The 14088-nt window shown below is 56.3% G+C and carries 10 protein-coding genes; 1 reads left to right on the top strand and 9 read right to left on the bottom strand.

Annotated features, from left to right (window positions below; translation table 11 throughout):
- Positions 1–63 precede the first annotated feature (63 nt).
- Positions 64–969, top strand: a complete 906-nt coding sequence (locus tag RX972_RS00250; protein ID WP_316872083.1) for an acyltransferase — start codon at positions 64–66, stop codon at positions 967–969.
- Between the two features lie 188 nt (positions 970–1157).
- Here the strand turns inward: RX972_RS00250 and RX972_RS00255 are convergent, their stop codons facing one another.
- From RX972_RS00255 to RX972_RS00295, 9 genes are all read right to left on the bottom strand, one after another.
- Positions 1158–3560, bottom strand: coding sequence for a TonB-dependent siderophore receptor (locus RX972_RS00255; RefSeq protein WP_410478179.1), 2403 nt, complete (start codon positions 3558–3560; stop codon positions 1158–1160).
- A 126-nt stretch (positions 3561–3686) separates the two neighbouring features.
- Positions 3687–4610, bottom strand: coding sequence for a FecR family protein (locus tag RX972_RS00260; protein ID WP_316872085.1), 924 nt, complete (start codon positions 4608–4610; stop codon positions 3687–3689).
- Entirely contained in the window at positions 4607–5119 is a 513-nt protein-coding gene (locus RX972_RS00265) for an RNA polymerase sigma factor (protein ID WP_049826844.1), read from the bottom strand. The genes RX972_RS00260 and RX972_RS00265 overlap by 4 nt, the downstream gene beginning before the upstream one ends.
- 157 nt (positions 5120–5276) lie before the next feature.
- Entirely contained in the window at positions 5277–5981 is a 705-nt protein-coding gene (locus RX972_RS00270; protein WP_255881358.1) for an OmpA family protein, read from the bottom strand.
- A 100-nt stretch (positions 5982–6081) separates the two neighbouring features.
- Positions 6082–6726 (bottom strand): MBL fold metallo-hydrolase, encoded by a 645-nt coding sequence (locus RX972_RS00275; protein ID WP_316872086.1) that lies wholly within the window; start codon positions 6724–6726, stop codon positions 6082–6084.
- Between the two features lie 57 nt (positions 6727–6783).
- A complete protein-coding gene (locus RX972_RS00280) occupies positions 6784–7377 on the bottom strand; it encodes a hypothetical protein (RefSeq protein WP_316872087.1) in 594 nt (197 codons plus the stop codon).
- 224 nt (positions 7378–7601) lie between these two features.
- Positions 7602–10343: a LuxR C-terminal-related transcriptional regulator gene (locus tag RX972_RS00285; RefSeq protein ID WP_316872088.1), complete on the bottom strand. Its 2742-nt coding sequence runs from the start codon at positions 10341–10343 to the stop codon at positions 7602–7604.
- A gap of 259 nt (positions 10344–10602) precedes the next feature.
- On the bottom strand, positions 10603–11967 hold the full coding sequence (locus RX972_RS00290) for a DUF1329 domain-containing protein (RefSeq protein WP_027899543.1): 1365 nt from the start codon (positions 11965–11967) through the stop codon (positions 10603–10605).
- Positions 11968–11996: 29 nt separating this feature from the next.
- Positions 11997–13934 carry a DUF1302 domain-containing protein gene (locus RX972_RS00295; protein WP_255881355.1) on the bottom strand — a complete coding sequence of 646 codons (1938 nt, stop codon included), beginning with the start codon at positions 13932–13934 and terminating at the stop codon, positions 11997–11999.
- Between the last annotated feature and the right edge of the window lie 154 nt (positions 13935–14088).

The following is a 14088-nucleotide window of genomic DNA, read 5'->3' on the forward strand; positions in this document are numbered from 1 at the left end:
CTTACACGATGCTGTCGCCTGCCAGGCGACAGCATCCGAACTCTCTTCTGGAGCCCTTCCGGTATGGATTTTCTGCCTGCCCCATTGCGCGGTTTCATCGCCTCGCTGCTGTTGGCGCTGAACACCATTGTTTGTTGTACGCCGCTGTTCGTCGTCGCCATCTTCAAGCTGTGCCTGCCCTTCCCTGCCGCTCAACGCGTGACGGACTGGCTGATGAGCCACATTCACGAAGCGTGGATCGCCAACAACAATCGCTGGATTAACCTGCTTGGGCACACCCGCTGGCATTTGAGCGGTCTGGAAGGCCTGGATTACGAACACTCGTATCTGGTCACCAGCAACCACCAGAGCTGGGTCGACATCATGGTGTTGCAGTACGTCTTGAACCGCCGGATTCGCCCGTTGAAGTTTTTCCTCAAACAAGAGTTGATCTGGGTGCCGGTCATAGGTCTGGCATGGTGGGCACTGGGTTTCCCGTTCATGAAGCGCTACTCCAAAGCGTATCTTGCGAAACACCCGGAAAAGCAAGGCAAGGACCTGGCGACCACACGCCGTACTTGTGCCAAATTCCGCAACAACCCGGTGGGTATTTTCAACTTCGCTGAAGGCACCCGGTTCACCAGCGGCAAACATGCCGCGCAGTCATCACCGTTCCGCTATCTGCTCAAGCCCAAGGCAGGCGGAATCGCGTTTGTACTGGATGCGATGGGTGAACAGCTGGAGTCAATCATCAACGTCACGATTCATTACCCGCAGGGTCGGCCAGGTTACTGGGACCTGCTATGCGGCAATGTTCGGGAAGTGGTCGCGCATTTCGAAGAGATCAAGATTCCGCAGCACTTCATTGGCAAGAACTACGATCAGGACGGCGAGTACCGTCTGGAATTCCAGCAGTGGATCAATAAGCTGTGGGAAGAGAAGGATCAATTGTTGGCGCGGTTGCATGCCGAATATCCCGTAAAGGTGTGAAGCCCCTACCAAAAAAACTGCAATATTCCAGAGTTAAACCTGTCCTGTAGGAGCTCACCGAGGTTACGAGGCCAGCGATCGCGGAGTGTCAGACAAACCGCCATCACTGGCCTCGTAATCTCGGTGAACTCCTACAGGGCCAATGTTTGCTGCACGACAGCGCGGTGCAGCGGATTAAACATGGCTTGTTACCAGAACGTGCCACGCAGCGTCAGCATGTGGTTGCGCGGTTCGCCGTACCAGTTGGTGGCGGACGTCGATCCAACGGTCGCGTAGTAGTTTTTGTCGAAGATGTTGTTGGCGTTGTAGGTCACCGTCCAGTGCTCGTCGACACGGTACTCGGCCAACGCATTCCAGACGGCATAGCCCGACTGACTAAAGTCATAAGCATTGCTCGCTCCGTTCGACGTCACGGTGCCACTGAAGTAATTGGAGCTTTGCAGGTTTACGCCACCACCCACCTTGAAATCAGAGAAGACGCCGGGCAAGCGATAGGTCGAGAACATTTTGAACAGGTGCTTGGGCGTCATGGTGCTGAGTGGGGCATCTGCATCTTTATTGCGGTTCATGTTGAAGGTGTAGCCAGCCATCAACATCCAGTCCGGCATGACTTCACCCGATACCTCCATATCGATGCCCTTGCTCACCACCTCGCCGTTGCTGACGTAGCAGCAACTGCCTGCAAAATCGAAATCATTTTGTGGATAGCCTGGGTCACGGACGCCCTGATTTTCTCGAGTGGTGTAATACAACGCGACGTTGGTATTGACGCTTCCTCCAAACAATTCGCCTTTCAGGCCTGTCTCGTACGTCTTGCCCTGCATGGCTTCCAGCGCGTTGCCCTGGCCGTCTCGCAAACTGGCCTGTGGCTTGTAGATTTCAGAATAACTGCCGTACACCGACCACTCGTCATTGAGGTCATACACCAGACCGCCATACGGCGTGACCTTGGTGGGTTCGCGCATGGAAATATCCGACTGGGTTGTCCAGGTGTTTCCTGATCGGGTCTGGTAAAGCTGATCGAATTTAAAGCGCTGAACCCGGGCGCCGAGAATCAAATGCAGCGGCTCGGCCAGCTGCAAGCGCAGGCTGCCATACAAACCATACTGCGTCTGATCGTTCGGGCTGTAGTCACGGCTGTAATTGGTATTGTCAGCTGGCTCAGGGAACGGGGTGCTATCGGGATCGAAGGGATTCAGAGCACCGCCTGGAACGCGAGTAGCGCCGAGCCAGCGGCTGTTGATTTCCTGATAGTCGCCGCCCACTACTATGTCGTGTTCAAGGCCGAACAGCTCGAATTTGCCCGCCAGGTTGGCATCCCACATCCGCTGCTGGTTTTCTTGTTTGGAAGTGCTGCTGTTCCAGCTCAAACCTGCGCCTGTCGCAGGATTGACACCTACCCCAAGCACTGTCGAGGTTTTGAAATAACCGACATCCCAAAGGTCGGTATAGGAGACGTTGACCTTCCAGTCGTCCGATAACTTGTGGTCGATCTTGGCAAAAACCTCACGCCCGGTGACATCGGTATAACCCCATTTTGTGCCGAGGCTGGCGCTGCGAGACAAGCCGATATCGGAGCCGTCCAGATATCGCGGCACCGATGTTTGCGTGCCATTTTCGTGAGACTTGTTGTAGCGGAATCCGGCAGTGAGCATCGTGTCGTCGGTGACATCAGCTTCCATCACCCCGTAAACAAGAGGTTTTTCCGTGCTGCGGTTATCGATGAAGTACTGTCGATCCGTATTGGCGACCACCATACGGCCGCGCAACTTGCCGTCGAAGGCTATGGGGCCGGTGACATCCAGTTCTTGACGGTAGTTGTCCCAACTGCCTGCGGATGCGGTCAGTTTCAGCTGGAATGTATCCAGCGGGCGCTTGCGCACCATGTTGACGATGCCGCCCGGATCGCCGGTTCCTCCGAACAGGGCAGCCGAGCCACGTAGAACTTCAATGTGATCGAATTCAGCCAGGTCTAAAATGTTGGAAGAGTAAAAACTTCCAACCGCACTGCCCTGTGCCATGGGGGCAGCGCCATCAAGCTGGAAGTTTTCCAGCTTGAAACCGCGGGACAGGATGTACGAGGTCCGGTAGGTGTCGTTCTGCACACTAAGGCCAGGTGTCGCCCGCATCGCGTCGTTTATATCCGCCATCTGCTGATCGGCCATCAACTGCTGGCTGACAATCGAAATCGACTGCGGTGTCTGCCGCAAACTGGTCGGGGTTTTCGAGCCAACGCTGGTCAGGCCGGTGGTATAGGAGCCCGAGTTTTCCGTTGCCTCCCCCATGCCCTGCCCCTGAATACTCGTCGCGCCCAGCTCGATGGCTGAATCGTTGCGCGGTGAAACAATCAGCGTCGAACCCTGCTTTTGATAGGTCAGGCCACTCCCGTCGAGCAAACGCCGGAGCGCATCCAGAGGCTCAAGATTACCCTTGATAGCAGGCGCGTTGCGCTGGGCAACAATGCCGTCATCGACCGCAATGGTCAGGCCTGCGGTTTCTCCCAGTTGCCTGAGCGATGTCGCCAAAGGCTGCGAGGGTAGATCAAGGGAAACAGGTGCAGCCATTGCGTGGGCCGCCAGGGCCAGAGACATGGCAACCGCAAGATTCTTCAGGGGATGACTAAACATGAGGTTTCTCGTTATAGGCAGCAGATACCTAATGACGCGGTAACGGATAAAAATCCTGATGTGCAAACGAGAATTATTTTCGGCCGTCCCTTATCGTGCACGTAGCTGGGTAACGCCGTTACTCTGCTCGACCTCGACGGCCGCGATTTTCGGCAACGCCGACAGGAAGCTGTCGATGTCGGACAGCTGCACCACGGCCGTGATCAACGGCGATTTCTTTCCCGTGATACTACGTACCGGCTGTTCACGATAGCGGGAAATGCTTTCAGCGATTTCGGCCAGATCCGCCTGCGTGAAGATCAAGCGGCCTCGCTCGAATGCAAACGCATTGGTTGCGGGAATGACCAGGCGTCGTAATGGCTGGTCGCGACGAATTTCACCCACTTGATCCTGTGTCAGCTGCAGACTTGCGGCATCACCGTCGAGCTGAACCTTGCCCCTCTCCACGCTGACGCGCAGACGGTCATCAAGTCTGTTAACCACAAAACGCGTCCCTAGCACCGTTACCCGCGCCAACCCTGCATCTACGATGAATGGGCGATCGGCAGCATGGACCACGTCAAAAATGACTTCGCCCTGCATCAGGAAAACCTGCCGCTGCAGCCCTTCGTAGCGCACCTGCACACGAGTATTGGCCCCCAGAACAATCTCGCTGCCATCGGGTAAACGCTCTTTCAGTTGCTCGCCACGGCGCGTAAAAAACTGTTGTTCGTAAGCCCCGGTGCGACTCCCGTACCGCCACGCCAGACCAGCGACGAGTAATCCGCTCAGCCCCAGCAAGCCGTTGCGCATGAAAACGCGGCGACTGCTGCGCTTCTCCATCGACTGAGCCAGTGCCTGCGTTTTGCGGGTTGAGGTGAAATCGCCCCACAACTCGCAGAAGGCCTGATATTCAACCCGGTGTTGGGCATCGGCACGCATCCATACCTCGAATCGTGCGCGATCAGGATGATCTTCAGGAACATCGAGCAATCGGGTAAACCAGCGTGCCGCCTGTTCACGGGGCGAACTCACGGACAAAGAGTCTCACGGGCAGCTCGCAGATCGAGCAATGCACGCATCAGGTGACGCTCAACCATGCTCAGACTGATATTGAGCAGACTGGCAATATGCGCCTGACGGTGACCCTCGATACGGGCCAGCCAGAATACCTCACGGCAGCGTGGCGGCAGGCAATCCAGAATGCGTTGCAAGGCTTCAAGACGCTGCTGTAAATCGGCGAGGTGCTCGGCTGATGGGGCGAACTCTTCATTTACGTTGCCATGCGTCAGGCATGCACCTTCGTCATCGTAAAGGGGCATGTAACGAGAGGCGTCGCGGTAATGATCGATCAGCACGCTGTGGGCAACACGCCGCAAGTAGGCGTTAGGCTGCTCAATGGTGATTCGCTGGCTCGCCAGCATGTAGCGGATGAAGGCGTCGTGAAGAATATCGTAGGCGCTGTGAACGCAACGCGTCTGCCGACTGAGGCTGAGCAACAGATCGGTATAAGCCCACCGCAAATTTATACCGTTCCAGTTCATCCGTTTCATCCATGCTGCTGGCGGCTGGACCTACCTGTCAGTGACAAGGCGTCAGCCGCTCGGAGCGCAAGGATAAAAGCTTTAATGAAATAGCGCAAATAGGAAGCATTACTATTTGCACTATCAGGGTCTACTTGCGATCGATACCCGACCTGGATTACTGCTGATACTGCTCGTACTGCTGACCTGGAATTGGTTTGAGGTTGACCTCAACGCGACGGTTCTGAGCACGGCCGTTCACATCAGCGTTGCTGGCAATCGGCTGATCAGGACCTGCACCCCGCACTGACAGGCGGGCAGGATCAACGCCTTGCGACGTCAGATAGGTGCTCACGCTCTGCGCGCGTTGCTGGGACAGGTCCATATTGTGCTGACGCGAACCTGTACTGTCGGTGTAACCAACGATCTCGATGTTGTTCTGATTGAACTGTTTCAACGAACCGGCAAGGTTGTTCAGCGGCGAGTAGAAGCTGCTGGCGATAGCCGAGGAATCGGTCGCGAAGGTGATATTGCCCGGCATGATCAGCTTGATCTGATCGCCCTGACGCTGCACTTCGACGCCGGTGTTGGCCATGCTTTCGCGCAGCGCCTTTTCCTGTTTGTCAGCGTAGTAGCCGTAACCGGCGGAAGCCGCCCCCACTACCGCAGCACCAATCAAAGCCCCTTTGCCGCGGTTATTGTGATCGATCGCTGCACCAGCCAAAGCCCCCGCCAGCGCACCCAGCCCGCCGTATTTGGCCGTTTTGCTGACACCGCCAGAGCTTTGCGCCTGGCCCTGATTGTCGTAAGGGTTTGGTGACGCACACCCGGAAAGCATAGCCACGGCAGTAGCGGCAATAATCAAACGACGCGAGGTAAACATGCAGATGCTCCTGAATTCTATGAACATCAAGTCCTCAGACTTGTGACGAAATTAGAGCATGGCAGCCCTGTTAAATTCCTTAACCCTGCCTGAACAGCGCTCAAGCCCGAACGAACGGGTTCTCACGCATTTCATCGCCCAGCCGGGTATCAGGACCATGCCCTGTGACAACCGTAGCCTCTTCATCCAGTGTGTACAAACGCTGCTTGATGGAACGCACGATGGTCGGCTGGTCCCCGCCCCACAAATCCGTACGACCAATACCTCGACGAAATAACGTGTCCCCGGCAATCAACAACCCGGCATCGGCAAACCAGAAGCTCATCGAGCCAGGCGTATGACCCGGAGTATGCAGCGCCACACCACAGCCGCAGGCCAGCTCCTCATCATCGGCCAACCAACGGTCTGGGGGCGGCACGGGTGTGTAAGGCACGCGAAAAACCTGACATTGCGTCTCAAGGTTGTCCCACAGAAACTGATCCTCTTTATGCAGATGCAACGTCGCCCCGGTCTTCTCCTTCAAGAGCCCCGATGCCAGAAAGTGATCCAGATGCGCATGGGTATGGATGATGCTCACAACCTTCAGATCCAGTGCTGTCAGGCGAGCCAGAATCAATTCATGGTTGCCCCCCGGATCCACCACGATGGCTTTTCGGGTGATCGGATCGCCAATGATCGTGCAGTTGCACTGCAATGGGCCAACGGGGAATGTTTCTCGTATCAGCGTGAGCTTTGCCGCTTGCATGGAGGGCCTGCGAAGGTTAATGGATCAATCGGGATTGAAGACTACCGACCGGAAGCCTCAATTGCTCTCAGACTTCGCGCCCTGTAGCTCACAGTTCGTGCTGCCTGTAACGCCACTGGTATGCACGCTGACATGCCGTGTCTTGAAGCCCGGTGTCTCAAGCAATTGCTCTTCAGATTTGCTGTCCGCGGTAGCGACCTGGTACGTAATTGATCCATCCTCGTGCCACGCCAGCCGAAGGGAAAAGTCGCCGTTCGTATCGAGCGCCTTGAAGAACGTTGAACGCACGATCGGTTTGTCATTCAGGTGCGTTCGCACGCTGAAAAGTCGCGTGTCCCCAACAGGTTTTGTGGGTGAGCTGGTGAGGAACATGCTGTAGTCCTCTTTATCGTCCTCGGCCGCAGCCAGCACGACAGAGGGAACCCATGCGTCGCCCAGGTTATTTTTCTCGACGTGCACCTGGCAGATCAACTCACCTTTAGACAGAACGTTGTGTCGTACCAGCGTGTGATATTGACCGTAAGGAACATCGAAGCTTTGGGAAATTTTCAGCGGCACTGGCTGGCATGCCTGAAGCGTCCAGACTGCCGCAAGACCAACGAGCACCTTGACGGCTAAACCTGATTTTTCAGTGGTGCAATCAATGCGCATCGAGCTTCCTTGGATGAAATAGGTTTTCTGACAGTGCGCATTTTAGGCGGGGGATTGGCAATCGTCACCGAGCAACGCGAAAGATCGTTGCTGATGCCTTGAGGCAAAGTCTTCATGTCAGCCGAAACCAATAGCATCCTGGAAAGCGAAGCGCCTGATCATTGAGCGCTAACCACAGCGATGGGTCATGGATGGGTTCCAGGATCGTAGCAGTCGGCCAAATCTCAGCTCAACAGGCCAAGTTCCTGTGCCCGGGCCACGGCCTGGGTTCGGCGCTCGACCCGAAGCTTGCCATTGATATGGCTGGCGTGGGTCTTGACGGTGTGCAGCGAAATAAAGAGCTGATCACTGATCTCCTGATTCGAGCACCCCTGGGCGATTAACTGCAGGACGCTTAACTCACGTGCGCTGAGGGTGTCCATGACAGGCAAGGCCTCAGTGCTTTCTTTGAGCTGGGTGCAGGCCAATACAGGCAGCCTTTCCAGCAACGCATCGCGCACCGCACAAGGCACGACTTGCAGCAGTTGCTCGCGTAACCAGCCAGGGTGATGCTCAATCAGCTCATGAAACGGCAACAACGCCCCGCCCGTTGCTGCGCGCAAACTCTGATCCAGTAAAGCGCGGGCCTTAGCCTCGTCGCCGGTGCCAATAAACAACAACATCTGCTGGATCAATGCCGTCAGGTTCAGAAGTTGACCATCGACGCTACGAGCATGAATCTCCAGTTGATTGAGGCGTTGCGCGCAAGCGTCGACCTTCCCCTGAATTCGCTCAAGTGCAGCGCACTGCAACTCGACATAATGCGGAAGTTGCGGATGGCACTCAGGTGAGGACGCTGGCGTATCGCCGCTGTAGGTCTGGGTCAACCGCAGCAACCAGGCTTCTGCCAGATCGAATCGGCCTTGCGCCAACCACAGCTCGCACTTGACCAGCGTGATCATCGCCAGATAGTAAATCGATGGCACATCCCAGATATGCATCAGCCGCTCAGCTTCGGAAAGCTCCGCAAATGCCTCGGCAAAACGCCCTTCTCGCCCCAACAACCCCGCAACCGCGCAATGGCCGATCAACACGCTGATGTCTCGACATGCCCGCGCTTCGGCAAGACCGGCCAGTAGCTGCACGCGTCCAGTCTCATCCTGCATGCGCAGGGTCAATAAATAACCTTCATAAAGCGTGAGTCGCGCACGAACGGCGTACAAGCGTTGCGCAGACAACCCCCTCAGACGGTGTAGCCCGTGGCGAACCTCATCAAGCGCACGCAAAATTTCACCCCGAGCCTGCAACGCACGGGCGCGATCATAATGGGCGAGGGCTTCGAACAGCGGATTGGCGACCCGCTGCGCCAGCTCAAGCGCGTCACGATTCAAGGCGCGAGCACGCCACAGGTCACCTTCGGCAATTGCCAGATTGGCCAGGGTCGACAAGCACATCAAGCGCTGGCCATAACGTTTGCGCGGCAGGCTGAGCAATGCCTCGCTGCAATAACGCTGAGTCTTTTCAGTATCACCTCGCCCGCGAGCAATGATCCCGCTCAGGGCCAGCCACTGAGCGAGCATTGATTCTTGCGCCGTGGCAGAAGGTGCCGGCAGAAAACGACTGAGATGTTCGGCCAATTCTTCGGCGGCATCAAGCTGACACGCCAGCCCCAGCGCCCAGGCGTACAACACAATCAGCCTCGGCGTACTGATCAGCAGGCTGTCGGGCAAATCCATCTTCCAGCGTAACAACATGCCAACGTTCTGCTCAGCCAGCAGTTGCTCTTCGGAAAGGTTCTGGACCAGATTGGCGGCGACGTCCAGGTGCCCGGCCCGCAGCGCCTGCTCGACAGCTTCATCCAATAAGCCCTGTTCGCTGAACCAGCGGCAGGCATTAAGGTGCAGACGGTTTTGTTGGGGGCCGTCCTGAGCCTTGGCGCGCAGCAGATCGGAAAACAGGTGGTGATAACGGTACCAACGACCGTGCTCATCCAGCGGTACCAGAAATACTTGATGCGCCTGCAAATAACCCAGCAATAGCGCGCTGTCATGGCTGTCCCTGACGGCATCGCACAGCTCGACGCAAAAACGCTCCAGGCATGCAGTGTCATACAGAAAAGCCTGCACATCGTCGGGCAAGCTATCGATGACTTCTTCAAGCAAATAGTCGCGTATCAGCCCTTCACCGCCATGCAGCGCTTGTGACAACTCGTTATCAGTCCCCTCTCCAGATGCCGCCAGCAACCAGAAGCGCAGCCCGGCCACCCACCCCTCGCTGCGCTCGATGAGGCTCTGCAGCGCATCGGCCCCGAGCGAGTGGCTACGCGCACCCAACAGGGATAAAGATTCAGAATGCGTCAGACGCAAGTCGTGTTCGTTAAGCTCTACTAATTGCCGCGACAGCCGCAGACGCGCCAGATGCCACTCGGGGCGCTGGCGACTGGTGACCATGATGATCAATCCGGCAGGAAGGTGATTGAGGAAAAACTGCAGACAGCGATCCAGCACGGGACCTTGGGCCAAATGGTAATCGTCCAGCACCAGCAGTACTGGCTTGCCCAGCATCAGGTGCATCGACAGCTCATCAAGCAGACCATCGAGCCACTCTTCAAAAGCGAAGGGCTGATGACGCTGACGCATCTTCAATAAACCCAGTGCCTGAGCGCCCAGTTGTGGGAAGAACTGTTGCAACGCTGCCAGCAAACGCTCCAGAAAACGCCCCGGATCGCTGTCACGCGGACTCAAACCCAACCATGCACTTTGCCAGTCCTCAGGTAGATTCTGGCAAAACTCGATAGCCACTGAACTCTTGCCGAAACCGGCAGGCGCACTGATCAAGAGCAGCCGTCCGGATAAACCGGCAGCCAATCGTGTACAGAGACGGTTACGAGGTACGTAGCCGTCAGGCAAGGGTGGCCGGAAGAGTCGTCCTTCCAGCGCGGGGACCACGTTGCCTGCGAACGCTTGCAAACGGGACAAATCAGTCATGGCCGGCTCTTGATCGGCTAGGCGAATGCTCTGGAGACTAGCCGGTAAGTCAGCTGTTTTGAAGGTTGCGCGGGAAAAGACTGTAACAATTTCCCTACAATCATTGACTCGAATACACAGCCATAAAAAAGCCCCGCACAAGGGGCTTTAGAGGAATCGATCTGTAGGAGCCAACTTGTTGGCGAGACGTCGGACCTGCGCAACCAGACATTTCGTCTCGCCAACAAGTTGGCTCCTACAAAAATCTATTGCCGCGTTATCAGCGAACACCCTCCTGACGCAACGCATTCGGCGTGAACTCACTAGTAGTCGCAGTGAAGCCGAAGTCATAGGCCCTCTTCTCTTCGTTCTTCATGCCCAACGCCAGATAACGACCCGATTGGAGGTCGTATATGGCTTCCAGGGCATACCACGGCACTTGCTTGTCGTAGTAATTCTCGGCATGAGCTTCCGCGACACGCCACAGCTGGCCACGACCGTCGTAGTGGTCAATGACCGCGGCTTGCCAGGTATCTTCATCAATGAAGAAATCACGCTTGGCGTAGATGTGACGCTGCCCTTCCTTCAGGGTTGCGGTGATGTGCCAGACGCGGCGCAACTCGTAGCGTGTCAGGTCCTGATTGATATGCCCTGCCTTGATGATGTCAGCGTACTTGAGCTTCGGATCGTCCAGTTTGTAGCTGTTGGCAGCGATGTACATTTCCTGCTTGCCGACCAGCTTCCAGTCATAGCGATCCGGTGCGCCGTTGAACATGTCCAGATTGTCGGATGTGCGCAAGCCATCAGCGGCGGTGCCCGGTCCGTCATAAGAAACCTGCGGAGCGCGGCGGACCCGACGTTGCCCTGCGTTATAGAGCCAGGCAGAACGCGGTTCGGCTACCTGATTGAGGGTTTCGTGGACCAGCAGCACGCTACCGGCCAGACGCGCTGGCGCAGTGACTTCCTGCTTGAAATAGAACAATACGTTTCCGGGATTCTTCGGATCGTAGTCCTTCATTTTGTCGCGAAATACAAACTGATCACTGAAATACACCAGGCTGTATGATCCGTTCGGCTGCGGCGTTGCCTGGGTCACCAGACGCTTCACACTACCGCCACGATAACGCCCAATGTGGTTCCAGATGACTTCGGTAGCACTCTGAGGAATCGGGAACGGTACCGCTGTATCGAAGTTTTCGACACCATTACCACCCCCTACGAGCTTGGCATTGGTGGCATTTCTCTTGATGGCAGCCGACACGTCATCCGGAACCGCCGCGCCACGATGGGACGGATAAACCGGCATTTTGAAGGTTTCCGGGTAGCGCTTGAACATCGCATACTGGCCCGGCGCAAGGTTGGCCTTGTACTGCTCAACGTTAGCGGCGGTGATGGTGAACAGAGGTTTCTCGCTGGCATAGGGGTTGGCCAGGAAGCCTTTGCTGTCCACCGCCCCGGCATTCTTCGGCATCGGGCTCCAGGCAGGAATAGTGTTGCTGGCATTCCCGGCCTTTTCCGCGCCCATTGGCGTCAGCGTAGTGCCCAGCTTTGCAGCTTCGGATTCAGACACAGCAGCCATCACACCGGTCGCCAACAGCGACAACCCCAGCACACCGACCTGCAACAGATTTTTTGTTATTTTCATATTCATCGTCGTCCTGAAAAACCGGGCTCTTAGAAGTTCATACCGAAGCTGAGCGACACGAAATCGCGATCATCAACCGTGGTGTACTTGCCATCAAAGAAGTTGGTGTACGCGAGAGCCGCTGTGTAAGTGTTCTGGTACTCAGCATCCAGCCCAAGGCTGACCGCTTTACGCCCTTCCTCGAAGTTACCGCCAGGACCTGGCGAATAGCCTTTTACGTCATGAGACCAGGCGACGTTTGGACGCAGGTTTACCCCGGCAAATACGCTGTTGTAATCCCAGATGGCGCGGGCGCGATAGCCCCAGGAGTTGGCGGTAGTAAAGCCGTCGTCTTCGCAATAGCGGGTAAGGTTGTTTTGTGCTGCGCCAGTCAGCGTGCCTGCGTTGAGTGTCGCGCACTGCCCATTAGGCAGCGGGCCAGGACCATAGCTCGGATCCCGGCCGTAGCGAATTTTCGAAGTGCTATCCAGGCCGCCAACATGCGTCCAGCCCACTTCACCCACCACGGTCAGACGTTCAGCCCCCATGACTTGATCAAAGAACTGAGTAAAGCTGGTTTGCAGCTGGGTGATTTCTTTACGGCGATAGCCCTTTTGATCGGTATCCGGGCGACCTTGCAGCACCGAAACGTTCGGGTTCAGAGGGGTGATGCCCGAATACAGGATATCGGTGGTATTGATCTGCACCGGAGCATTCGGCCGGTAGCTGAGTTCGCCGGACCAGGCCGTGCCGGTTGGCAATGTGGTGGAGAAGCTGAGGCCGTACAGATGGATGTCTTCCGGGTACTCGACGTAGTAGCTGGAATTACCCGCAACGACCAGAGGTAAAAGCGTCGGTGCCAATGCCCTGGCCGTAGCCAACGGAATACCACTGCCCACAAGTCCACCCACTAGCCCTGCGGCACTATAAGCACTGGCGGGAGCGCCTTTTCCGCTGAAAATCGGCGCGCGGCTGTGGTAATTCATGAAGTAAGCGCCAAACTCGGTGTCCAGCGGCTCGAAGTTATAGTGCATGGCCACGCCAAACTGGCCACTGTCACGAGCATCCCGATCAGGGCCGCGACGTACGACTGCACCTTCATCCGGGTTGCCGAAAGATACGCCGCGTTGGCCGAGGCTATTGAAGACCGCGCCACGCGCCCCGGCGGGCAAACCGGCGGCAGTCAGTGAACTATTAAGGCCGCTTCGACTGCGCAATACCGCCAGGTTGCTGTCACAACCATCCGAAATCACATCCGGCTGCGAGAAGAACGTGCCGCAGTTATCGGTAACGGTCTGGTCCCACTCAAGCTGGTAGAAACCTTCTGCCGAGAGGTTCTCAGTGATGCTCTGCGACAGGTAAAACATGTTGACCGGAATCAGGCCTTCCTTGATTTCGGCGCCTGGACGACGGAACGCGGACACGTCGACCGGGTTGATGCTGTTGATGCCGCCCTGGATGAAAGTACTTTCACCCCAACTGACCACTTGCTTACCGAAACGCACCGAACCTGGCTCATCGCCGATGCTGTAGTTGTGATAAACGAAGGCGTCGAGAATTTGCCCGCCGGAAGACTTGGCGCCTTCCTTGCGATTGGAGTCGCTGATGTCCTTGAACTCCCGGTTCTCATCTTTGAGTTCAAAGTCATACCAGTATTTGCCGCGTACAAACACGCCGGTGTCGCCGTACTTCAACTCAAGATCGTGAATGCCCTTGAAGATTTTCGAGAACGTTTCACCGCGTTTGAAGTTCAAGTGGCCGTCATCGGATGTCTGCGACAGACCATGCCCGCCGTTGTTCGAACCGATGAGATTCTTGTTGGCGTTTTCGGTGGACCAACTGGCGCCCACGGAGAGCGAAGAGTCGAACTTGCCTTCGATTTCGCCGATGTTGAAGCTGACGCCGAAAGCAGGACCGGCGAGCGTAGAAGCGAGACTGACGGCCAAAGGCAGTTTTGCCCGGCGCCAGAACTGGTTTGCTGATGTCATCAACGCTACTCCATGTGTTTTTTATTGTTTTGGCAGTGGTACTGCTAAAAACGGGCAGCCGATCTTTCGAAAGACAGCCCAGCGCTCATCGGGTAACCCGGAAGGTTACAACGATTCGCCTTGTTATTGGTTTTTACGCAGCCCCTGTATCGAC

The organism is Pseudomonas syringae group sp. J309-1 (assembly GCF_032582135.1).
Taxonomy (GTDB): domain Bacteria; phylum Pseudomonadota; class Gammaproteobacteria; order Pseudomonadales; family Pseudomonadaceae; genus Aquipseudomonas; species Aquipseudomonas quasicaspiana.